The 25,807-nt window shown below is 41.1% G+C and carries 15 protein-coding genes; 13 read left to right on the top strand and 2 right to left on the bottom strand.

Annotated features, from left to right (window positions below):
- The first annotated feature begins 60 nt into the window (after positions 1-60).
- The 6 genes from V6R21_RS05395 (at position 61) to V6R21_RS05370 (ending at position 15,524) form a co-directional block, all read left to right on the top strand.
- Positions 61-2,394, top strand: coding sequence for a TonB-dependent receptor (locus tag V6R21_RS05395; protein ID WP_334241582.1), 2,334 nt, complete (start codon positions 61-63; stop codon positions 2,392-2,394).
- Positions 2,395-2,465: 71 nt separating this feature from the next.
- Entirely contained in the window at positions 2,466-3,605 is a 1,140-nt protein-coding gene (locus V6R21_RS05390) for a PepSY-associated TM helix domain-containing protein (RefSeq protein WP_334241581.1), read from the top strand.
- A gap of 221 nt (positions 3,606-3,826) precedes the next feature.
- On the top strand, positions 3,827-5,626 hold the full coding sequence (locus tag V6R21_RS05385) for a tetratricopeptide repeat protein (RefSeq protein WP_334241578.1): 1,800 nt from the start codon (positions 3,827-3,829) through the stop codon (positions 5,624-5,626).
- Between the two features lie 412 nt (positions 5,627-6,038).
- Positions 6,039-6,392 (top strand): acylphosphatase, encoded by a 354-nt coding sequence (locus V6R21_RS05380; RefSeq protein ID WP_334241576.1) that lies wholly within the window; start codon positions 6,039-6,041, stop codon positions 6,390-6,392.
- Positions 6,393-6,418: 26 nt separating this feature from the next.
- Positions 6,419-14,248 carry a S8 family serine peptidase gene (locus tag V6R21_RS05375; RefSeq protein ID WP_334241574.1) on the top strand — a complete coding sequence of 2,610 codons (7,830 nt, stop codon included), beginning with the start codon at positions 6,419-6,421 and terminating at the stop codon, positions 14,246-14,248.
- Between the two features lie 574 nt (positions 14,249-14,822).
- Complete coding sequence (locus V6R21_RS05370) at positions 14,823-15,524, top strand: SIMPL domain-containing protein (protein ID WP_334241572.1); 702 nt, start codon at positions 14,823-14,825, stop codon at positions 15,522-15,524.
- A gap of 543 nt (positions 15,525-16,067) precedes the next feature.
- Here the strand turns inward: V6R21_RS05370 and V6R21_RS05365 are convergent.
- Both V6R21_RS05365 and V6R21_RS05360 read right to left on the bottom strand, forming a co-directional pair.
- Positions 16,068-16,889 carry a DUF4382 domain-containing protein gene (locus tag V6R21_RS05365; protein WP_334241570.1) on the bottom strand — a complete coding sequence of 274 codons (822 nt, stop codon included), beginning with the start codon at positions 16,887-16,889 and terminating at the stop codon, positions 16,068-16,070.
- A gap of 48 nt (positions 16,890-16,937) precedes the next feature.
- Positions 16,938-17,558: a hypothetical protein gene (locus tag V6R21_RS05360; RefSeq protein ID WP_334241567.1), complete on the bottom strand. Its 621-nt coding sequence runs from the start codon at positions 17,556-17,558 to the stop codon at positions 16,938-16,940.
- Between the two features lie 272 nt (positions 17,559-17,830).
- On the opposite strand from V6R21_RS05360, the gene V6R21_RS05355 reads away from it, so the two are divergent.
- The 7 genes from V6R21_RS05355 to V6R21_RS05325 all read left to right on the top strand — a co-directional run bounded on the left by V6R21_RS05355 (position 17,831) and on the right by V6R21_RS05325 (position 25,683).
- Positions 17,831-18,358 (top strand): RNA polymerase sigma factor, encoded by a 528-nt coding sequence (locus tag V6R21_RS05355; RefSeq protein ID WP_334241566.1) that lies wholly within the window; start codon positions 17,831-17,833, stop codon positions 18,356-18,358.
- Positions 18,359-18,439: 81 nt separating this feature from the next.
- Positions 18,440-19,369 carry a FecR family protein gene (locus V6R21_RS05350; protein ID WP_334241564.1) on the top strand — a complete coding sequence of 310 codons (930 nt, stop codon included), beginning with the start codon at positions 18,440-18,442 and terminating at the stop codon, positions 19,367-19,369.
- Entirely contained in the window at positions 19,356-21,869 is a 2,514-nt protein-coding gene (locus V6R21_RS05345; RefSeq protein WP_334241563.1) for a TonB-dependent receptor, read from the top strand. The genes V6R21_RS05350 and V6R21_RS05345 overlap by 14 nt, the downstream gene beginning before the upstream one ends.
- 118 nt (positions 21,870-21,987) lie before the next feature.
- Positions 21,988-22,566: an AraC family transcriptional regulator gene (locus V6R21_RS05340; RefSeq protein ID WP_334241561.1), complete on the top strand. Its 579-nt coding sequence runs from the start codon at positions 21,988-21,990 to the stop codon at positions 22,564-22,566.
- A gap of 105 nt (positions 22,567-22,671) precedes the next feature.
- Positions 22,672-24,921, top strand: coding sequence for a heavy metal translocating P-type ATPase (locus V6R21_RS05335; RefSeq protein ID WP_334241558.1), 2,250 nt, complete (start codon positions 22,672-22,674; stop codon positions 24,919-24,921).
- A gap of 31 nt (positions 24,922-24,952) precedes the next feature.
- The gene (locus V6R21_RS05330; RefSeq protein WP_334241556.1) at positions 24,953-25,156 is read left to right on the top strand and encodes a heavy-metal-associated domain-containing protein; all 204 of its coding nucleotides are present in this window, start codon (positions 24,953-24,955) and stop codon (positions 25,154-25,156) included.
- Positions 25,157-25,266: 110 nt separating this feature from the next.
- The gene (locus tag V6R21_RS05325; protein WP_334241554.1) at positions 25,267-25,683 is read left to right on the top strand and encodes an HYC_CC_PP family protein; all 417 of its coding nucleotides are present in this window, start codon (positions 25,267-25,269) and stop codon (positions 25,681-25,683) included.
- The last annotated feature ends 124 nt before the right edge of the window (positions 25,684-25,807 follow it).

Below are 25,807 nucleotides of genomic sequence, written 5' to 3'. Positions count from 1 at the left end.
GCGCTGTCAATTTATTTAGACTGATTATAAATAACAATTATCTAATAATATAATTAAGCAATGAGACTAAAACATTTACTGGGAGTACTCTTTATGCTATTTGCATTGCCTGCTTTTACGATTGCCCAAAAAGGAAACCTGAAAGGAAATATCCAAACCGCTGATGGAGTACCTGCTGTGTATATCAATGTAATCCTTGAAGATACACCAATGGGCACTGTCACAGACGCTGACGGACATTTCCAGATCAACAACATTCCGGTGGGTTCTTACTCATTAAAAGTTTCTTTTGTCGGTTTGGAGACACAATACAAGTCTGTACAAATCACAGAAGGAACCACCACTGAAGTTGAACGCATTACACTTCAGGAAAGCAGCCGTGAGCTGGATGAGATCACCATTACAGATCACAGAATCAACAAATTTGAGGATAAACAGTCTGATTATATTGCAAGACTACCTCTTTCTTATCTTGAAAATCCTCAAGCCTATTCTGTGGTCTCAAGCGCATTGATGGAAGAGCAACTAACTACTGATATTCACGGAGCAGTTCAGAATGCACCGGGCATCAACAGTGTAGTAGAAGGTGTCGGTTCAGGAGGTGTTGGACTAAGCGTAAACATGCGTGGTTTCAGTACCGGCATTGCGATGAGAAACGGTATGGCGACCAACTATGTAACCCTATCAGACCCTTCCAATCTTGAACGAATTGAGGTTATCAAAGGTCCATCTGCTACGCTGTTTGGTTCGACATATACTTCATATGGTGGCCTGATCAACAAAGTAACAAAACAGCCTCACCAAAGACTAAGTGGTTCCGTTGGCTACTCTACTGGCAGCTTCGGTCTGTCACGTTTTACCGCTGACTTGAATACACCAATCAATGAAAGCAAGACAGCTTTGCTGCGTGTCAATGTGGCAAAACACAATGAAAACAGCTTTCAGGATCACGGCCGTCAGAAGTCATGGTCTGTTGCCCCTAACTTGGTATACAAAGTCAATGACAAGCTAACCCTGAATATAGAAGCGGAGCTTTTCCATACTAACAGACCGAGTAACTATTTCGGCATCAGTGGTGGTGTAACAGCTACCAACTTCGATGAGCTGGACTACAGCTTTGAGCATTCTTACGGAAGTGACCAACTGCAAAGTGAGGCGAATGTATTCAACGTTTTTGCAAAAGCGACCTACAAAATTTCACCCAAGTGGACTTCTGTTACCAACCTATCAACGGCTAATACGGACAACAACGCCAACTACCTGTTCTTAACGTTCCTAGACAACAGTCAGGTGAGACGTATGCCGATGAACATTGTCAGTAACTTCAACTCTACTCAGGTTCAGCAGAACTTTATCGGGCAGTTCAAGATTGGCAATATGTCCAACAAGTTACTAGCAGGTTTGGACTACCACCAGCTAAATACTTCTGACCGCAGGGTAAGATTTGTATATGATACTGTAAGTCACGACGATCCTGATGTGGATATCAATCAGGAGAAATATGAAGCGACTATTGCAGAAACTGACCCATTCTTGAGATACAAGAGACAGAACAACACATACAGTGCTTATGTCTCAAACGTATTGAATATCACAGATGCACTTTCAGTGATGGCCAGCCTTCGTGTTGACCACTTTGAAAACCTGACGGATGAATTCAAACAGACAGCATTCTCACCAAAGTTGGGGGTTGTATATCAGGTCATTGAGAAAAAGGTATCACTGTTTGCCAACTATATGGATGGCTTCAAGAACGTAGCACCTGAAACGACAGCGGATAACAACACGATCGTATTCAAGCCAGAGCATGCGACTCAACTGGAAGCTGGTGTAAAATCTCAACTTTTCGGCAACAAGCTGAGCACTACGTTAAGCTACTATGATATCACGGTTAGGGACATTGTAAGAAGCATTCCTGACAATGACAATATTGGTGCTTTCAATGCAGTACAGGATGGTACACAAAACAGTAAAGGATTTGAGTTTGAGCTGATCGCCAATCCGGTTGAAGGCTGGAACATTGTGGCGGGATATGGCTACAACGACAGTGAATACACAAAGGCTGCGGAAGACATAGAGGGCAATCGTCCATACTCAACGCCTGAGCACTCGGCTAACTTCTGGACTAGCTACCAGATTCAGGAAGGCAAGGTAAAAGGTCTTGGACTGGGCTTTGGTGGTAACCACGTAAGCGATGCGTTCCTGAATGACGCCAACACTTTTACTATCCCTGCTTACACTGTACTAAACGCATCCTTGTTCTACAGCCAGCCACAATACCGCATCGGTGTTAAGCTGAACAACCTTACAGATGAGGAATATTGGGCTAGCAGCTACTGGGCACAGCCACAGAAGACTAGAAACTTTGTCATCAACTTCACATATAAATTCTGATACTTAAAAAACCCTAGTCTTGCGGTCTGGTGAGGAGCTTTCCTCTCAGACCGCTTATTCATTTTATTACAATGGGAAAGCAAAAATCAAAAGTCAGAAAAGTGATCGATTGGCTGCACTTATGGCCAAGTCTTATCAGTTCAGTTATTGTCATATTTGTATGCCTAACAGGAACTATCATTGTCTATGGTGATGAAATCATGGACTTTACAGCAGGTGATGCCAAATATGTTGAAACGGTAGGAGAAAAACGCATTACCTCTGAAGAAATAGATAAAAACATAAAAGCACTTTATCCGAAGTATATGATCTCGGAATATGTGTTTTTTAATGACCCTAAAAGAAGTATTCGCCTAAGGGCATTCAGCAGAGAAGAGAAAATGTTGTCCATGATCTATATGGATCCCTACACTGGCGAGATTCTGAAAAAGGACAATTCCATTTACTTCTTTTTCGTAACAGCCCATTTGCATGCTTCTTTCCTTGCAGGTGAAGCAGGACATTGGGTAGTAGCGATCTCAACCATCATCTTTGTCATAAGCAGTATCACAGGACTTGTTTTATGGTGGCCAAAGAAATGGACGAAATCAACAAGGCAAGCCAGTTTTGCCATCAAGTGGGACGCCAAGTTCAAACGACTTAATTACGACCTGCATAACGTACTGGGTTTCTACTCGCTTGTACTCTGTCTGGTTTTAAGCGTAACAGGTTTGATCATCTTCTTCCCAGGGTTAACCAACCTAACTGTAAAAGCAACAGGTGGTGATGTAGCGCATCTGGAAGAGGTACTTCCAAAAATGGATTCCACACAAGTATCATTAGATATGGTTCCTTTTGCCTATAAGATTTTGGAAGAAGAGCATCCCGATAAAGCTGAAATCAGCACTTGGAACCCTAGCTTTCAAAAGATTGGTGCCTATGTCTTTACTACAGGAAAAGTAGGACTTAAAAGTGTCGAAAATGCCGACATCAGTATTTTTGATAGGTATTCAGGAGAAAAGATAACGGTAGATGAGAAGTATCTGCATCATGAAAAAACCGAGAATGTCGTTTGGCAATTGCATATGGGACAATGGTGGGGACAATTTGGTAAACTGTCAACTTTCTTAACCGGTCTGATTGCGACTTCTTTACCAATCACAGGATTTATAATTTGGTGGGGACGCAGAAAGAAAAAGAAACCAACCAAAAAGAAAGCTTTAGCATCATAATACCAACTAATCCAGAAGCTCCGCAAACTGCTTGTTTGTGGGGCTTTTTTACTTTAAAAGCCCAACGCACTCAACTTCAAAGTCTTATACAGTAGATTCAATCAGCTGATAAGTTGATAAGTTTTCTTTATTATAAAGCCTGACTTGTATTTACCGTTCACAATATTATTTTTACAATACTATCTATGAACAAATCAACATCTTTGTGAGTGATTTAAACCATGAAATACTACTTTCTACTTACTACTTTTTTCATCAGCTACACTTTCAATTGTCTCGCTACAACACCTGAAAGAACCGCTAACAAACTTCCAGTTGATCAGGTAAACGCATTACCTAACGATGCTCTGCGTCTTCAAGTGTTGGATAGTATATTAAACTCGTTAGCTGTAAGTCAAATAGATAACCGCGAAACGTATTACGACAGTCTCAGAAAAAGTGACATCCATTTTTCAAATGAAGTAAACAAGGGAAACTTTTACATCAAACTGACTTCCTATTACTCCTATTTGGGTAAATACAAGATCGGAAATGAGTTGACCCTTAAAGCTGTTGAAATCTTTGAGAAGTCAAACTCACGTCCCCAACTGGCAAAGGCTTATTATGTCTTGGGACTTATTCATAATAAGCTTAATAACCTGGACCAGTCGCTGGATTACCTGATCGAATCCCTCAAGATACAGGAAGAACTTCCCCCTTCCATTTCACAAGCACATGGTTATAATGCCCTTGGTGGTGTATATGATTTGCTGGAAAGAAATGAAAAAGCCTACGAATATTACCAGAAGGCATTAAGTGGGTTCAAGCAGCACAAAGACCTTCATTCAGAAGGGTTGGTCTACAATAACCTTGGCCTACTGATGCAAAGGCAAAATGAGCATGAACAGGCTTTAAAGTTTATGCTTCAGGCTCAGGAGATCCTTGACAAGGAAGGCGTTATAAGGGTTCAGACCAGTGTAGCTTCCAATATAGCCAGCACCTACATTGACCTTGGGCAATACAAGAAAGCTGAAAAAGTGTATCTGGCAGCCAAAGAAAAGCTCATTCAACATAAGGATCAGAACACTTTGGCAATTGTCAATTCGGGTTTGGGCAGCCTTTATACCAAGACTGGAAAACTGGATAAAGCCGAAGCCTTATTAAGGGAGTCTATTCCACTATTGCAACCTGTCAATGCCATGCGTGTGTACAGTAACCTGGCAAGTATTGATACACTCCAAAAAGACTATGTTGCCTTTGCAAAAGACTATACCCAATATGTTGCCCTTAAAGACAGTATCTACAATGAGGAAAAGATGCTGAAAATCTCCGAACTGGAAAAGAAATACGAAACCCGACTGAAAGACAAGGAAATCGAGTTGCTACAAAAGGATAACGCCCTGAAGGAAAAGCAGCTTTATTTTATGGTTATTGCAGTCATTGCAGTTGTACTACTGTTGCTAGTGCTCTTTTTCAGGTTTAGGGTACTGATGCAGCAGAAAAAACTCAACCTGCTGAAGATAGAAAAGCATGAGATTGAGAAGTTAAGGCTGGAAGAAAGCTACTATGCCGAACAAAAAATACGGGAGCTTCAAAAAGCTAAATACAGAAATGATCTGGATGAGAAAAACAGGGAGTTAGCATCTGCTTCGCTATACCTCTTGAATAAGAATCAGGTTTTACAACAGGTGAAGGAAACCATTCAGGATGTAATCAGAGAAGAAAGACCCAGCTATGAGCTTAAGCCAGTCATAAAGCAAATCAGTGGTAACCTGACAATGGATGAAGATTGGGAACAGTTCAAGATTCAATTTGAGCAAGTTAACCCTGACTTCTTTACCAAACTAAATGAGCACTACGACCAACTTACAGACAACGATATCCGATTCCTGGCCTATATGCGTATTAACCTCTCTACCAAGGAAATTGCCCAAATGCTGAATATCAGTACCAAGTCAGCTAATATGACACGTTACCGAATACGCAAAAAAGTTGGACTAAATAAGGAAGAAGACCTAATGGACTTTGTCAGAAAAATTTAGTTCCTTTTTTCATCAAATTGGTCCCCTACCAAAATATCTAATTACCTACTTCTTGAATAAAGAGGTAGGTTTCTTTTTACAAAAAAATGAAAGGACACCGTCATAAAAACAATCCTTTCATCAAGCCACCTACTAAAAACACAAACCATACATTATTTCAAATAATGACACAAATCAAAACATTCAAACATATCAAAACCACAAAGTCAATCTTTCATTTTAGATATGCATCATAAAACCAACTTTTGCACCTTTATTAATCGCTGATTTTTTCCATGAAAAACATTTGTAGGGGTAATCAAAAACATAGGCATATCACTACATAATTATAACACCTTAAATATCAGCCAATTACAAACCACCTACTACTCCTGCTGTATATACCCTGTAGATATATAATAGGTATGGAAAAATGGCTACTGAAGTAGTTAAACCCCACATTTGTAATATACCAATAACCAAAACATGTGTGACTTCAGGAGATATGTTACTAGAGGAAAAAAAGGGTTGGAAAGTGGTCTTAAGAGGATCACTTCATAAGACAGGGTTCCTATTCTTATGCATGAAAGAAGCAGAAAAATTAGGAATCACTGGACAAGCAAAATTCTTATCTGATACAGTGGTACAACTAAAGCTTTATGGTACAAAAGACAAGATCGAAGCTTTTTTGAAATGGAGTGAAACCTGTCTGGTAACACTCAAGGTAAGTATTAGCTATATAGAACAAATTACTTATAAAGAATATCACTTTTTTGAGATACTCTGATTTTTAGATTTAATCAAACCAATTCAATGAAAAACAAACTTTACACATTAAACAGGAGTTTGTGGTTACTACTTCTCATTGCGATAGGGTTAGTAGCACAAGCACAGACCCCACCGGGTGCACAAACCGTTCCCGGTGTCATCCGGATCAAGCTGAAGGAAAACAGTAATGTCCTTCAGAGAATAGGAAGCGCTAAGATGACCGCATCCGGAACACAACCTTTAAGTATTGGTGTGGAAACTTTTGACGCACTCAACACTAAATACAGTGCTCAAAGTATGAAGAGGGTATTCCCTCATGGCGGTAAATTTGAAGACAAGCAACGTAAACACGGTCTGCACCTTTGGTATGAGGTTACTATTGACAAAAACTCGTCAGTAACTGCTGCTGCCCGTGAATATGGACAGGTAGCAGAGGTATCACTTTCAAAGCCTGTTTACAAAAAGGTATTTGAAGAAGGTGAGCCGAAAAGCATAACGCTTCCTCCAGATGTAGAAGGAATGCCATTCAATGATCCATTCCTGAAGATCCAGTGGCACTACAACAACAGAGGCCAGTCAAACGGTACATTGGGAGCAGATATGAAAGCTTTTGAGGCTTGGGAAATCACAGCTGGTACTCCAAATGTTATCGTAGCGGTAGTGGATGGTGGTATCGACACCGACCACGAAGACCTTGTTGACAACCTTTGGACAAACACAGCTGAGTTGATGGGAGAAGAAGGTGTCGATGATGACGGCAATGGCTTCGTGGATGATATCCACGGTTACAACTTTGTGAATGACCAAGGACGCATTGTGCCTCACTACCATGGTACACACGTGGCAGGTACAGTAGCTGCTACAAACAACAACGGCAGAGGTGTTGCTGGTGTTGCTGGTGGTACAGGTAACGGTGATGGTGCCCGCCTGATGTCTACACAGGTTTTCACAGACTATGACGGAGGTAACTTCGCAGCTGCAATTGCTTATGGTGCTAACAACGGTGCGGTTATCTCGCAAAACTCATGGGGATATACAGTTCCAGACCTATATGAGCCAGAAGTATTGGCTGCCATTAACTACTTTATCGAGGAAGCTGGTCAATATCCTGGTAGCCCGATGAAGGGTGGTGTTGTAATCTTTGCTGCTGGTAATGATGACTCTCCGGCCAACTACTATCCGGGTGCTTACCCAAGTGTGATTACAGTTGCTTCAACACAGCACGACAACGACAAAGCCTACTATTCAAACTACGGTCAGCATATTGATATCAGTGCACCGGGTGGAGACTATGCCAACGACTACTTCGGTGGTATCCTGAGTACTTTCCCTGGACACGGTTATGGTATGTTGCAAGGTACGTCAATGGCTTGTCCGCACGTGTCAGGTGTTGCAGCTCTGATTGTATCAAAATTCGGAGGCGAAGATTTCACCAATGAAATGCTGGAATACAGACTGCTTGGTTCAGCTATTCCTCATACTAATGCACTTCATCCGTACTATCAGGGACAGATGGGATTTGGTACACTGAATGCCATCAATGCACTGAAAGAAGATAAAGGCATTTTGCCTGCTAAAGCAGAAAACCTTACTGTAAAAGAGTTTGACTACCACAACCGTCAGGCTTATGCACTGGTAGAATGGAATGCTTCAGAAGACTTGGGCAACGGCAAACCTTTTGCCTATGAGGTTTACAGAAGCGGTACACCTTTTACAGCTGAGGATTATTTTGATTTGGCTCCTGATTATACATTCCCTAGCAGTGATACTGCAAGTACTGTCAATTATAAGTTGTTCGGTGCATTGGGTTACACAAGGTATATTGCTGTAGTTGCAATAGATATGTTTGGTAAGAAGAGTGAACTCTCTGAAGTTCTGGAAGTCACTTTCCCATCCAAGCCAGCTGCTAACATCCCAACTACTCCTATTACCATGAGCGTTGATGTAACAGCCAATACAACTGGCTCAACTTCATTTGAAATTGGCAATACAGTTGACAGTACTACACTAGTTTGGGATACATTCCTCACGCACCTTTCTGTTAGCAATGCAGCAGCAACAGCACTGAGTTACCCTCAAGCTGCTGATCCGGCAATTCACGGAGAAGGAACATTGGAATACCTGCCTAAAGAGGAATACGGTTTCAGTGAAAGCGAGATCGCTCCAATGGTCGCTTCCCAAAGTGATTTCATTGACGATATCGGTTATGACCTGAAAGGTGCATCCCCTGATGCCATTATGGGTATCAACAATCCTTTTTACTCTTTGGCTACTTCTGTAAGGTATGTGGTTCCTGAGGGTACTCCTTACTTTACTTTCTCTCACCTTGAATTCTACTTCTCAGATAATGGTTACGATGAACCTATTATTCTTGAAGTCAGAAAAGGGGGAAAAACACCTGAAGAAAGTACACTGCTGTTTGCTCAGGAAATCCATGACAACAGAGAGACAGGTACTATCAGAATGGTCTCACTGGAAGAGCACCTTACATTCCAGACAGGTGAAGTATTCTGGGCTACATTGATTTTCCCTAAAGGATTTGATGCGCCTATTGTAATCAACGAAACTTACGAGAACCAGTCAGGTCGTTTCTTCCTGAGCTTTGATGCAGGTCAGTCATTCTCTCCAATGGAAAACGTGATGGGTGTTAGCTACCTGGCACTGAAAACAAGAGCTTACAGTGCAGGTAAAGGTTGGGACATGCCATTTATGACTTTGGATCCTGATCACGGTGAAATTGATAATGCTAATACGCAACTGGTCAATATAGCGCTGGAAGCAAGCAAGCTTCGCAATGGTCTGCATACATCACAGATCAAAATCAAGACAAACGACAATGGCAGAACTTTCACAGTTCCTGTAGAGTTTACAGTAACTGGTCAGGAAGCTAGAGTGGAAGCCAACAAAACGGCACTTGAGTTTGGTAACTGCTTTATTGGAGAAACACCTAAGAAAAGATTCTCTGTACTGAACAGCGGACTGGCAGATGCAACAATTGACAGCATCAGCTTCAGTTCTGAAAAATTCACTACAAAAGAATACGCTGGAACAGTCATTCAGCCGGGTCACTTTACAACGATCAATGTACAGTATACACCTGACTCAGCAGGATTGGATACAGAGCATATGATCGTCTACACAAGTGCTGGAGAACTGGAATTCCCTCTGGCTGGTAGTGCGACTGAAGCACCTGCTTTGAATGTCACTTACGGTCCTGGTGATATTACACTTAACTACGGCGATACAGCCCATGTTGAGCTGACATTCCAGAATGACGGTAACTACCCACTTTCTTTCTCACTTCCACAAACTATCAAGGATGTAAAGGTTGGTATTGAAGGACAGAAAGACCTTGGTTTTGGCTACCACTTCCTGACGGCTAATGACGAGAGAGGACCAATTTCGGGTACTTGGGAAGAGATCGAAGCAACTGGTACTGATATTACAAGTTTGCTTATTTATAACAAGTCAACACCTATTACGCTTGGACATGAGTTTGCTTATTATGGCAATACATTCAGCCAATTGTATATCAATGAGAATGGTGTTGTAGCATTCAACAACCCTGGCTCAGCTGTAAGTGTAACCAGATTTGTTTCCAACTATTCTCCTGTAAATGGTATTGGTGCTTTCTGGCACAACTTAGATGTCAACAAGGGAGGTAAAATCTACTGGCAAACATTTGAGGATAGAACTATCATCGAATGGAAAGACGTACAATCAGGCTACTATGGACAAAACGGTACAGTTACATTCCAGATCGCACTGTTCAAGGATGGTGCTATCCAATTACGTTACAATGACGTATCAGGCGCTTCATTTATAGACTGGGTTTCATCTGTAGGTTTCAACAACGAAGCAAAAGACGACGGTATCCAAATTGCTTATCTGGATGGCACTCTGCTGAAAGATGATATGGTTATCGAGATCATCCCTCCTGTTTCTGAGATTGTAAAAGAAGCAAGTCTACAGGAAGGCGCACTGATGCCAGGTGAATCTCAAACAGTTTCGTTTGTAATTGATCCTACGATCAAGCCTTATTATGGTGGTTCGTATCAGGTAGGTCTGACAATTAACTCTAATGACCCGCTTCTAAATAAATACACACATACCTTCAACATGACGGTATTGGGTGAAGCGATGCCTAAAATCTTACAGGATAGCCTGAACTTCACAACCATGATGGCAGGTGACAACGCTTCAAAATCTATAGAGCTGGTAAATGAAGGTACACAAGCGATGGTACTGGAAGGTATTTCAACATCTAATTCGGTGTTCTCTTCTATCTTCCGTACAGCAATTACGATTGAGCCAAACGAAAGCCATACAGTCGATGTCACTTTCAGACCGACTGTAATGGGTGACTATAGCGACTCCCTGACCTTAACAGTAGATGGTGCAGATATGTCTGTTCCTATGACAGCTCATGTACTGGCATCACCAGCAGCAGCATTCTCTGAAACATTCACCACAATCAACCTCAACCACGGTGATAGTACTGAATGGAATTTCACTGTCAATAATGCCGCAACTGAAGGAGATACTGAACTTCGTTATTCTTTATCTGCTCCTTCTGTGGATGGTTTCTTACGCAACAAAGCACTCCCTGAGTATGCAGGTGAAGACACCAAATTCGGATATATCTATAGGGACAGCCGTACTTCTGCTGACAGTGCTGATGCTTACAACTGGATTGAAATCAAGGAGACTGGTAAACAGATCTACATTGAAGGTCAGTTTGCGTGGAGCATGGTATTGCCATTTGACTTCCCATTCTATGGAGAGAGTTTCAATAAGCTGTATATCGCTGCTGACGGTTTCTTGGGCGTAAAATTCCCTACAGGATACTACCCTACTTATGTAAATTCTCTTCCTAGAGCCAATGATGAAGTAGCAGGTATTATCGCACCATTCTGGGCTGACTTCGATCCAATGTACTCAGAGAATGGTGGTGTTTACTACAAGATGGAAGATGACAGGTTCATTGTTCAGTGGGAGAATGTACTTCAGTACTACAGGTTTGATGGATTGAAGCATTCAACTTTCCAGGTGATCATCCACAAGGACGGACGCATCAAGTTCCAGTACAAAGACATCGATGAGCATAAAGATGTGGCGGCTATTGGTCTTGAAAGCCCGAACGAAAAGATCGGTCTTTCCATCAAGGAAAGCTATTCGCCTGACTATGTAAAAGAGGATGAAACAGCTTATACGATTTATCCGCCATCATATTTTGCACTGCAAAATGGTGAGTCACAGACATCCAACTTTATCGTTGATGCTACTAACCTGAATGAAGGCATTTATACACAAAGAGTCTATGTGCAGAGTAACGATCCAAGACAAAATGAGAAAGTAATCACAGTCAACCTGAATGTTACAGGTACACATGCTGCTGATATCACAGACAGTCTGGCTTATGGCCATACTTTTATCGAAGAGGGTGTTGCCGTTAAGGAATATGTTCAGGACGTTTGGGTACACAATACTGGTACAAGACAGATTCAGGTAAAAGGCTTCCACTTTGTGGACGGTACTTACAAGAACTCTACAAACGGATTGGAAGTATTGAGAAACTCAGGAGCTTCTTTCTTTTACACACTGAATGCTAACAAGGAATTCCCTTATTCATACAAGTGGGTGAAGATCCAACCGGGCGACAGCTATAACTTCCAAGTTCGTTTTGTTCCGACAGAATTGGGAACCATCAGTGATACACTGTATCTGCGTATGGAAGGAACTGAAACCATCGTAAAGGCAATTCCAGTTTCGGCAACAGTTTCAGGACCTTCAACGATTTCAGCCAATATCGAAGGTGTTGAATTGAATGTATTGCCAACTGATACAAATGATGGTTCATTTGGATTCAGCAATACAGGCTCAGGTATGTTAGAATATATGCTGACTCCAGTATGGAGAAGACCAGTAGATGTAACAGCTATGACAGCTTCATCAATGGGTGCTGTTGACCAGACAGAATTTACAGCCGATGCAGCAGCATTTATCAAGGCAGCTCCTATTGCTCCTGCAAATGTGGCTTCATCTATGATGGCTACAACTATGGAAGCTGAGATGATCAACTTCACGGACTCTATCCATTATGATGACGACAGAGGTCCAAATGAAATCGAGTATCGTTCAGGCTTACATGGTACACAGGTATTTGATGCCAACCGATTCAAAGCTGGTGAAGGTGGCTTTGCCCTGACACACTTCAGAAACTTTGTTTACAATGAGAACATGCCTGAAGCAAGTGTCAAAGTAGAAATCCGAGTAGGTGGCTCAACTCCTAGTGAAGCGACACCAGTTTATACTCAGGAATTTGAAATTGGCGGTCAACCTTGGGGGGCATGGCAACAGTATGAATTTGACCAGACAACGTTCATCAATCCAGGTGAGTACTTCTTTATCCTACTGGAATTTGATGAGCAACTGGATTATCCGCAAGGTATTTACAGTTTAGGATACTATGCTCATAACGGTGAGTTCTTCTACTCTGACAATGGCGGTAGATCATACAAAGTAACTGGTTTCGGTATTGAAAGAAGAATCAGAGCTCTTTCTGATGCAACATTCGACTGGCTGACACTTACACCTTCAGAAGGTGAAGTAAGTACAGACAACGAAACCAACATCAGCTGGGCTACTGACGCTAGCAAGGCAAAGCCAGGGCAAAACTCGGCTAGGGTAATGGTTCTAAACAATGACCCAAATGCTGAAGCTGTATACTTTGATATCGATATGTATGTCAACAGAATGCCTTACTTCATGATGCCTGTTGCTGTAGACACTGTGTATGAAAACACGCCTGCGACAATCGAACTGACAGTTGGCGACTATGAAGGCGAAACACTTCAAGTCTCATTGGCAGAGGAAACAGGCTTCACTTCACTGAATTGGAATGCAGAGACTGGTTTGGCTACTGTAAACGTAACAGCAGGTTACGAAGCAGCAGGTGATTATACATTGACAGTAGAAGCTGAAGATGCTAACGGTCTGAAAAATTCACATGAAGTGATGCTTCACGTAGTGGATGTAAACAGATTGCCGGAAATCACGATGGAAAACATCAGCTTCCCATTCTGGAGTGAGTATGTGATCGACCAGTCGCTGTTTACAGATGCAGACGGTGATGCGCTAGACATTGATGCGACTATCAATACTGGTGATACTGTAGCACAGGTTGTCATGAGAGGAAATGAAATGGTGATCATGCCATTTGCACAAGGTACTACTACCCTGACACTGATGGCAACTGACAACCGTGGCGAAATGGTAAGCAAGACAGTAGAGGTAACTGTTTCAGGCAACAATGCTCCTGAAGTAGCAAACCTGATCGATGAGCAAAGCGTGTTCTTGGAAGACAAAACATTTGCTTTTGACTTCTCAGATGTATTCATGGATGCCGATGGTCATGCACTGGCTTACACTGTGAGCGTTTCTGACTCATCAGCGGTAGACTTTGTACAGACTGTGGACAACCGAATCATCTTTACACTGAATGAAGCTACTCAGGTAGAGGTTACAATCACTGCCAATGATGGTTATACTTCAACATCAACTCACTTTATGCTGACTGTCAATCTGCCACTGGCAATTGACGAAGAGCTGGCTGCCCAAATCGGACTGAGCAACTACCCTAACCCAGTAAGCACTTCAACTACCTTCAGCTATAGCCTTGTAAAAGGTGGCAATGTAGCAATTGAAGTAACGAACCTACAGGGAATGGTTGTAAAAACGATCGAAATTGGCGACCAAAGTGTTGGCGAATACAAATCAGAATTCCAAGCAGATGCATTGCCTGCAGGTATGTATATCTACAGCCTGAAACTGAATGGCAAAGTAGTAAGCACTGGAAAAATGATTAAAAGATAATTTTTAAGACTAACACGGACACTTACTTAATGCAAGAGGCTGCCCCGGAAACGGGTGCAGCCTCTTATTTTATAAGTACGGGCTTTACAAATCAATTGAAAATAGTGTCATAGAATAAAAAGTAATTTTCTTTTATTTCAGGGTCTACATTCGGGTCTTCCAACCATTGGCAACAAGCAAGACATAATATGATATCCGTCTGATAGGAGGATTAAACCCATACATATGGGCTCTGATAATATGATAAATTCGTTTTATATTTCATGGATTAACTGAAAGTAGCATTTGAAATAATAAACGGAATCACGCATTTTGGTTACACTTAATCTATTTCTTTATCCTCACGGGCATTCTCAGTATTTGTTTCCTAATGGATTTGTAATCAATTGACCTTATTTCCAAATCATATTTGAAGAGGTGACAATTGAACCATAGGTTTGCTTTTATAAGTATAAAAAAGGTTAATAATATTCAGCACAATACAATTGTTTAGACAATTCAACTATTTTGACTGCTATCAAAGCAATTTAAGTTGTTGATTTTTAAAAAGTTTCACACACTATTTTTTATTCAAATGAAAATTATTCTCCCAATCTTATTCATCCTAACTTTTACTTTTCAAGGCTTTTCCCAACAAGTCAGTAAAAATTTTATTGATGAAAATTACATTGAAGTTACAGGTAAAGCAGAAATGGAAATCACACCCAATCAAATTTATCTAAAGGTCATTATCAGTGAAAAAGATAACAAAGGAAAAGTATCAATTGACATACTTGAGAAGCAAATGATTGAAAAGCTAGAGGGCATCAATATTGATATAGATAAGCAATTAACTGTCAATGACATGGCTAGCAACTTCAAGTTTTATTGGACAGGTAAAACAGACATATTTACAGCCAAGGAATTTCAGGTTTTGGTTAGTGATGCTATGACTGCCGGAAAAGTATTTCAGGAGCTGGAAAGTATTGGAATTTCTAACATCTCTATATCCAAACTTGACCACACAGAGATTGAAAAGTACAGACAGCAAGTGAAGGTTGAAGCTATTAAAGCTGCAAAAGTTAAAGCACAAGCATTGGCTTCTGCCATCGATCAAGAAATTGGAAAAGCGCTTTATATCAAAGAAAGAGAAACTCCTAGCTATCCTAATACGACATCCAATATCATAATTAGGGGAAGCTCTTCGTTCAAAGCATCTGGAGTACAAATGCCTAAGGTAGAGTTTGGTAAAATTAACCTTAGCTATGAGGTATCAGCCTGTTTTAAGTTAAACTAACCTTACTTTATCCAATTCTTTTATAAAGGTCAACATAAACGTCCCATTAAGTATTTTGCTTATGTTTTGCTCCTGTACTATGGATTATTTCTTGTATTGGGGGAGAAAAAATTATACAGACAAATAATAAAAGATTCCAACTCTACTTATCATCAGTATCAGTGGACAAAAAATATAAATGTAATTGGGAATATAGATCTGGACTTGGTGAGTGAATTATTTAACCAGACTGGGGTCAGTATAAACAAGATTGAGACGGAATCTCCTAGTAAAGTGTTTTTAGGTAATCCAGACTACAATTATATTCTAATTATAGCGTCGAAAAAAACACCCTTTACTACTGTAATGGAAGCAGAAAAGATAGAAGAATATGTAGCATTCTAGCAAAAGCAATACGTTTGGTGCTTTTTCTTTTGGATAAAAGTTCAAGATGAAATGATAGGCATTTCTTAGTAATCCTATCAAAAATGTTAAGACAAAAAAAGGGACAAAATGATTACTCATAATGTCCCTCCAAAAGTTTAGATAGGAAAGTTATTCTTATTAGTTAGCAGCATCTACAGCTACAGCAGTAAATGTTCCTACGTTTGCTACTGCTCCCAACTCAACTGTTACAGCTTGTGCTTCAGTAGTCATTTCAAATCCTTCAGCTACCTCAACGCTTACAGTATACTCACCTGGAGCGATACCTTTCAGCAAGAACTGACCATTTTCGTCAGTAAAGGCACTAGCCACTTCTACTGGCATACCATCCTCACCTTCTTCGTAAATGTATGCTACCGCACCTGCGCCAACTGGCTCAACTGTACCCATTACAGCACCCGATGTAGCCTCAGCTACTGCACGGATAACTGGTTTCAGAGAGTATTTTTCGTTACCGCTTGCTACAATTGACTTTGCTACATCAAAGTCAAGCAATACATTGTAAGTAACACCTGCCAGCAGTTCAGTATGCAGGTTCAGTTTAAGACCTGATTGCTGAGCACTTGGAGTTGACAGCGCTACTTCTTCTTCACCCATTACCAAAGTGTTTTTCTCACCAAGGTGAAGTCTGATTTGAGAGATATAACCCGGAGCCAATTCCTGATCTGCAAGCAGTGTATCGATACCGCCAGTAAGTTCTAGCATGTCTACTACACCAATTGCCGAATTATTCATCAACGCCCAGCCATTCTCTCCTTCTGTATCATTTGAAACATTGTAACTAACCCCTTGTACATCGATCATCACTTTGTCATAATCTGCAGGAGCATCTGTAAGTCTTACTACCAGTCTAGCATTTCCTTCAGCATTGTCACCATCACAAGAAGCCAAACCAATAATCGCCATCACTGCGATGCCCAATTGTAAAAGAGTCTTTTTCATAATGTGTGTATTTAAATTTTGTTTAATGCGTATAGTCTTAAGTGTTGATTATTTACAACCTTTATACTGCTTAATTTTGCTCAGCAGCTCTTCCTGCTGCGTCACTTCCAGTATATTTCCATCTGCATCAATCAAGTTGAATGGGTAAACAAAGCTGACAATCCTTTCTTTACTTAAGGCAACAACTGTTTCATAAAGGTCTTGATCATTGCTAATAACGGTTACTGATGAACGTTGAGTCTCAATGTTATACTCCGAAACTTTGATAGGGTACTGGAAGTCGAGGCATGAAATGAAACGACCGCCGTTCTTACAATAGTTTTGGTGCGCAAACAGCTCCTGCTCAACTTTCACGGTATACCGATGAAAGTTTACCTTCCAAATATCCACAGGATATTGGATTTCAACTGATGCAGATGGATGCTCTTCCAGCAGTTTCTCCACTTCCTGATAATCTGCTTCATCTGTAAGCTCGAGATATGTATTCCCAACTTTGACAGTAGCAGGCAGGATAATCAAAGTACAACTGGATTGATCCACAATATCGTCTGCTGAGCCATCCATTGACGCAATACCAAGCAGTAGTTCAGTAAGCTCAGAGCCCGCCTGAACTGACTCATTTTCTGAAGGCTCTTCGATTACCTCGAACTCCTGCTGGCACGCTGTCATTGTGAATAACAGTAATACGATTAATGAAAGTTGTTTAACTAAACTTATCAAAACTCTACTCTTAAAAGATTTGTAAACATTAAACAGGTGAGTCAAAAAAACTCCTACCCCCAAAGCTCAATTTTTTTTATAAATAATGAAAAAATATACTAGCAGGCTCGACTTTTGAGTTAGCTTACTACACTATACTTATACTCGCTAGTGGATAAATATGCTAAAAAGTTCACCTTTGTATTAGCTTTATTGACACATAAATCAAAATCACATATTCAATGAATGATAATGAACATGTATGTGAGGAAAAGGTCTTCAACGAACTCTTTCGAAAATATGCGAAAGAGATTCATGATTTTCTTTATTACAAATACGGGGAATCCAATAACCCTTCTGACCTTGTACAAGAAGCATTTATCAAACTGTGGGACAATTGTCAGAAAGTGATTCCTTCAAAGGCTAGGGCTTTTCTCTATACAGTAGCAAACAATCAGATGCTCAATGAACTTTCTAAAAAAAAGACAGTACTCAAGTATCAGCAGCAAGACCAGAAGCAATACTCCAATGAATCTCCTGAATTCGTTATGCAGGAAAAAGAGTATACCGAAAGACTAAAAGCTGCCATTGAGGATCTAACAGAAGAACAACGAATTGTCTTTATGCTCAACCGCATTGACGGAAAAAAGCATCAAGAAATAGCGGACATGCTCAATATCTCCCGAAAAGCTGTTGAGAAACGCCTTTATAAGGCTATCGATTCTCTGAAAAAGAAAATGGAGATAGCAGAAAAAAACAGTCCTTTTTAGGTAGGAATTACTTTAGCTCAACTGTTATTTATACAACAGAAACAATTTAGCTAAAAGAAGACCAAATATTTACTGACTGACATGGAAGAAATGGATCAGGAAATTTTACATAAATGGCTTGAGGGCACGCTTTCTGAAGAAGAGCGTCAAGCTTTTGAACAGACTGATACTTTCGCTGAACTTACAAAACTTTCAGAGGCTGCGAAGGTGCTTAAAGCACCAGCCTTTGATACAGAAGCGGAATTACAACGTATTAATGCAAGGATCAGAGAAAGAAGGGCTACTTCCAAGACTGTTCCATTCAGAGGCTGGAAAAATATTGTAACAGGTGTAGCTGCTGCCATTGCAATACTGCTGTTAGGCTATGCTTTTATCTTTAACAATGCCTCTAGCACTTTTGAAACTGTTGCCCAACAGAAGCAGGAAATCCAGTTACCTGACAATTCAATAGTTACACTGAATACCCAAAGTAAACTGGCGTTCAACAAGGATACTTGGAATGAACACCGAACTGTTGAACTGGAAGGGGAAGCATTTTTCAAGGTAGAAAAAGGAGCTACTTTTGATGTGGTGACCCCACTAGGAAATGTAACAGTTGTTGGAACACAATTCAATGTAAACCAACGTGAAGGCTACTTCGAAGTCATCTGCTACGAAGGGAAAGTACAGGTAAAATCAGGACAAGAAACGATACTGCTGACTCCTTCACAAAGCTTCAGGTTATTGAATGGCAAAGTAATTTTATCCCAAAATACCACAGACAAATCGCCTGCATGGTTGGAAAATCAAAGTAATTTTCAGAGTATGCCTTTACGTTATGTGCTATCTGAATTAGAAAGGCAATATGACATAGAGGTGCAAGCCAAATCGTTGGATCCTGAGCTGCTATTTACGGGAGCTTTTACACACGATGATTTGAAACTGGCTGTAGCCTCCATAGCAACACCGTTGGGGTTGGATTATAAAGTGACGGACAATCAAGTGGTAATTTTTGCGGATGTATCTCAATAGGTTATTATTAATAACTATTTTTATTCTTATTTCATTTTCTAGAGGGACTTCTCAAACGACGAAAACAGAACAACCTCTTAAACAATATCTCAAGACTATTTCAGATAAATATGAAGTAGTCTTTACCTATTTAGACCAATATGTAAAAGATGTAAAAGTAGCACCAGTCAGTGTAGCGCTTCCATTGTCTGCCATTATCGATTCGCTTGAAAACCAGACAAATCTTGATTTTGAGCAATTGAGTCCACAGTATATCGCCATCAAGCAAAAAGCTGCTTTGACACACAAGGTATGTGGTTATATCAAAGATGCAGAAAACAAGCAATTTCTGGAGAATGCCCTGATTACACTCAACCACCAAAAAGTTTTGAGTGATGATAAGGGCTTTTTTCATTTTGATAAAGCGACATCAGGTGACACGCTACATATCTCATTTCTAGGTTATGCCGATGCATCCATCATTCTGAACCATTTTGACAAGGATTCATGTCATACCTTTACCTTACATCCTCAACCATTGATATTGAGTGAGGTGATGTTTTCCGAATACATAACAGAAGGTATTCAGAAGAAAAAGGATGGTTCACTGACGCTGAATATTGCTCAAACAGGACTGCTACCCGGCATGACCCAAACAGATGTTTTACACTCAATTCAAGCACTTCCAGGCATTCAAAGTATCAATGAATCTGTTTCCAATATCAATGTCAGAGGCGGTACCAACGATCAAAACCTTATTTTGTGGGATGGCGTTCGCATGTTTCAATCAGGACATTTTTTCGGACTGATTTCCGCATTCAATCCAAATGCAACCAAAGAGGTTACACTTATTAAAAACGGTACATCAACGGCATTTGGCGAAGCCGTTTCCAGTACGATTCAGATTACTTCCCACGATGAAAAAGTAGATCAGCCTACTTTGGGAGCAGGTATCAATATGCTTAGCGGAGATATTTATGTCCGTTTTCCCGTGACACCTAAAGCGAGCATTTCATTTGCTGCAAGAAAGTCATTTACGGATTTGTTTCATTCCCCTACCTATCAGCAATACTACAACAGGGCATTCAGAAATACTGACCTTCTGGAGCAGAATGAGGCAAACACGATTACAACCAATGACAGTTTTACCTTCCACGATATCAGTTTAGGAGCCGTATTCACCCCCTCCCAAAGGGATAAAATCAAATTCAGTTTTCTGAAAATCGGCAACAAACTGTCCTATGCTGAAAAGTGGAGCAATACCACCAATGCTGAAGAAAAAGCCAGTGGACTTTCTCAAAGGAGCTTGGCTGGTACCATTAACTTTCAAAGGCTATGGAATAAGAAATGGTCTACAGAAGTATTAGCCAGTTGGTCAACTTACCAGATGGATGCCATCAATCAGGACTTACAAAACAGCCGTTTCCTTAAGCAAGTCAATGAGGTCAACGAAAAGAGCCTTAAGATGCAGGGACGTTACCTTTTCAATAACCAACTAGACTTCCTGATTGGTTATCAAATTACAGAAACAGGTATTAGAAGCTTGGATGAACTGGATAAACCTCCTTACAGCCGAGAACTTAAGAAAGTAAATTATACGCATGCCTTATTTGCGGAAGGTGTTTATACTTCCCAAAATGAGCAGACACAAATACGTGCAGGATTGAGGGGAAATTACTACCCGTTTCTAAATCAGTTAAAACCTGAACCTAGGTTGGTGTTCACGCATCAGCTTCCCTCCCACCTCAGCATTGAGTTAATGGCTGAAACAAAAAGCCAATCTGTCTTACAGGTTATTGATTTCCAAAGTGACTTTTTGGGTATAGAACAAAGGAGGTGGCTACTTGCGGATGGTGAGGACATTCCATTGCTACAAAGCAAGCAGCTATCCGGAGGGGTGAATTACGAACACAATAATTGGCTTATTTCCATAGAAGGATACACCAAGCGGGTACAAGGTATTCTTACCAAAAGTCAGGGGTTCCGCAACCAATTTGAATTCATCAATGAGAAAGGAAATTACCAAGTAAGGGGTATTGATTTCCTATTAAGAAAGTCGATCGATGCTATTCACTTATGGTCAAGTTATTCCTTAAGTAAAAATGAGTATACTTTTGAAAACCTGTCCCCTTCCTCGTTTTCAAGTAACCTGGATATCAGACATGCTATTTCATTAGGAGGCAACTACAAACTGAAGCAACTAGAACTTTCTTCTGGTATCCATTGGCGTACAGGCAAACCTTACACGAAAGCAACTGGCGTTTCAGGTGATGAAATCACTTATATGGAACCAAATGGCAATACGCTAAAAAACTATTTACGTATTGACATCTCTGCTCGATACAGCTTTAAAATCGGTCAAAAACTGAATGCCCAAGCAGGAGCATCAATATGGAATATCTTGAACCGCAACAATACATTTGACCAATACTACCTTCTAACGACCGATCAGAATCTCCATGAGATATCACAGTCGGCTCTTGGGTTTACACCAAACCTTTCTTTCCGAATTAACTTTTGATCGTACTACTTCATCAAAACCTTGTAACACATGATGGAAATTATGTAAGGGAAAAAGGCAATTCCTGATTCAATTTGCGAACTTGAAACAAATTTGACTGGCTTGTACTTTTATAAGAATGATGAATACCGATAACGTAATACATATCAAGAACATGGTTTGTCCACGCTGTATCATGGCTGTGGAGCAGGTGCTTAACCAATTGAAAATTCCTTTCACCCATATCGAACTGGGCGCCATAACCCTTGCACATGCCCCAACGGATACAGACCGGAAACGATTGGGAGAAGCGTTGGAGCCTTTGGGATTTGCCTTGCTGGAATCCACCAAATCGGTTTTGATTTCCCGTATCAAGACACTGATCATTGACTATGTGCACCATGATGATACTGACCCAATGAAGGTTAACCTGTCCACCTATCTGGCGGATAACCTCCATCACGATTACAGTTACCTGAGCCGTCTTTTTTCATCTGTGGAAGGGATTACGATTGAGAAGTACATTACCTCCCAAAAGATTGAAAGGGTAAAGGAACTGCTTTTTTATGATGAGTTGACCCTTTCCGAAATTGCCTTCAAACTGCATTACAGCAGTGTGGCTCACCTTTCATCCCAATTCAAAAAGGAAACGGGTATGACGCCAACCGCTTTCAGGCAAATGAAAAAACCTGACCACAAGCCACTGGACAAGCTATAGTCAAAATGATGTAAACCTTGTCAAGGATTCTGTAACACGATTTTGAGGTGTATCAGCCAATTTTGTCATGTTGAAAGTGATCAAGACTTTAAAAACATGACATATATGGAAACACTGGAAATCAAAAAAACAGCTAGCCAAGACCATCAATTGGTCAAAGGCAACTTTCCTGTAACAGGCATGAGCTGCGCTTCCTGTGCTGGCAGTGTGGAAACCATTCTCCGCAGCACAGAGGGCGTACAACAGGCAGACGTGAATTTTGCCAATGCCACAGTTCAGGTAACTTACTCGTCTGCATTACAGCCAACTGACCTTCAGCAGGTCGTGCACGAAGCGGGTTATGACTTGATTATTGAACAGGAAAACCCTTCCGAAAAGCAGGAGGAACTGGCAGAGATACAGTACAAGGAACTGAAGCGTCGAACACTTTGGTCAGTAATCCTGACCCTACCCGTTTTTATCATTGGCATGTTCCTGATGCATTGGGAAGCTGGTAAATGGATTTCCCTGATCTTGGCAACTGCTGTATTGGGTTGGTTCGGTCGGTCTTTCTTTATCAATGCCTATAAGCAAGCAAGACATAGTGTCGCCAATATGGATACACTGGTGGCGCTCAGTACTGGTATAGCCTATCTCTACAGCCTTTTCAATACCCTTTATCCTGAATACTGGTTGAGCAAGGGCATCACGCCGCATGTCTATTACGAGGCTGCCACTGTGATTATCACTTTTATTACCATTGGCAAACTGATGGAAGAAAGGGCAAAAGCAGGTACTTCCACCGCTATCAAAAAGCTGATGGGGCTACAGCCTAAGACCGTTCTGGTTATTCAGGAAGGACAAGAAGTAAGCATTCCTATACAGGAGGTAGAAAAAGGGATGACCATCGTAGTACGCTCTGGTGAAAAGATACCTGTTGATGGAATCGTGCTTTCGGGTAACTCCTTTGTGGATGAAAGCATGATTACAGGCGAACCGATTCCAGTAGAGAAATCCAATGGAGAAAAAGTCTTTACTGGTACCATCAACCAGCATGGGAGTTTCCGGTTTAAAGCCGAAAAAGTGGGAAAAGCAACCTTGCTCTCACAGATTATCCAGACCGTTCAGCAGGCTCAAGGTAGCAAAGCTCCTGTCCAAAAGCTGGTGGACAAGGTGGCAGCAATTTTTGTTCCTACTGTAATTGGGATTGCCTTGCTGACATTTGCGATCTGGATGATAGCCGGTGGCGAGCATGCCTTTTCTCAGGCATTACTGGCAGCTGTAGCGGTACTGGTCATCGCCTGTCCGTGTGCCTTGGGACTGGCAACGCCTACAGCCCTGATGGTAGGTATCGGTAAAGGAGCCGAAAACCATCTGCTTATTCGGGATGCCATCAGCCTTGAAAAAGCACATCAGGTCAATGCGGTGGTATTGGACAAGACAGGTACAATTACAGAAGGAAAACCTGAAGTAACGGATATCTTTTGGCTTGATCATCCATCCAAACAATATGCAACAATCCTGTATGCCCTGGAAAGTCAGTCAGGTCATCCTTTGGCAGCAGCAGTTACCCATCACCTGAAAAATTCTGGTATGGTAACAGCTAAAATCAGAAATTTCAAGGAACTGGCTGGACAGGGTGTTTTAGCAGAAGCTGATAGCGGAAAACATTTCTATGCAGGAAATGAACAACTGATCAAGTCCCATTATATCGATATAAGTGCTCAATTGGCTGAAAAGGCAAGTCAGCTCAAGCAAAAGGCGCAAACCGTTGTCTTCTTTGCAGATGAACAGCAGGTACTAGCTGTCATCGCCATTGCAGACCAGATCAAGGAAACTTCCCGAGAAGCCATTACCACATTACAGCAGCAAGGCATTGAAGTCCATATGCTGACAGGTGACAATGCAGAAACTGCTGCTGCTGTCGCCAATGAAGTAGGTATCCGTCACTTCGAGGCTAACAGAATGCCTGCGGATAAGTCAACCTATATTCAGGCACTTCAGAAAGAAGGAAAAGTGGTGGCAATGGTTGGTGATGGCATCAATGATGCACAGGCGTTGGCTCAGGCAGATGTCAGTATTGCAATGGGCAAAGGTGCGGACATTGCCATGGATGTGGCAGCCATCACGCTGATTACTTCAGACCTGCAAGCAATTCCAAAAGCCCTGAAACTTTCCAGACAAACGGTCAATGGCATCAGGCAGAACCTGTTCTGGGCGTTCGCCTACAACGTGATCAGTATTCCAATAGCGGCTGGCATTCTATATCCTTTCACTGGATTTATGCTGGACCCGATGCTGGCGGGTGGCGCTATGGCGCTCAGCTCTGTATCTGTGGTAGCCAACAGTTTAAGATTGAAAAGCAGACAACTCTAAATAAATGATCAACCATCAACTTAAAATCAATATGAAATTCAAGACAAACATCAACTGCAACGGATGCCTTTCCAAGGTAACACCTCACCTTGACAAGAAAGTTGGAACAGGTAAATGGTCTGTTGATCTGGACAATTCCGACAAGATTCTGACCATTCAGCAAGCTGATATAAAAGCCGAAGAAATTACGGAAACCTTAAATGGAATTGGCTTTAAGGCAGCTTTGGCAGAGTAAAGTTATTCAGCCCTTATTTCAACTTGGATAAGGGCTGATTCAAAATCCTATAAGCTTTTCACAAAATTATATAAACCAAGCTCCAAGTTAATGACTACATTTGCTCCTGTATGAAACAACTGATTTCCATATTGCTTGTATTTACGGTGTTGCTAGGCAACATTGGCTTGACAATAGGCACTCACTATTGCGGTGGGCAAGCTGTTGAGCATGCCATAGCATTTGGAAATCATGAGCTGGGTTGTGGGATGCAGGACATTGATATCTGTGCTGAACCAACACCTGACGCTGATCATATTCAGGCAGCGGCTTGCTGTCAGGATGCTACCTTATTGGTACAGGCTGAAGATGGTTTTACACCTGCGTTTGCTGACTTTTCATTCCTGCCTGCTTTGGCAGCTGTTACCATACATTTCCTGTTTCAGTTATTCTTTTTCCCTGAAACAGATACACAATCACCTCAAACTTATTCCCCTCCTTTGCTGAAATGGGATATCCAATCCTTGTTTCAGACCTTCCTGTTATAGGTTGCTGATATAAATTGTTAGCTTAAGGTTGAAGACCTGAAGCGCTCTTTTTCATGTAAGTAAAGCGAATGTACCTATTGCTTGATGTTAAAATCTCAGGTCAGTAAGGCATATGCTTTCATCA

Source organism: Limibacter armeniacum, assembly GCF_036880985.1.
Classification (GTDB): Bacteria; Bacteroidota; Bacteroidia; order Cytophagales; family Flammeovirgaceae; genus Limibacter; species Limibacter armeniacum.
Note: the sequence above shows the minus strand (reverse complement) of the source record. Positions and strands in the feature narration are given on the sequence as shown.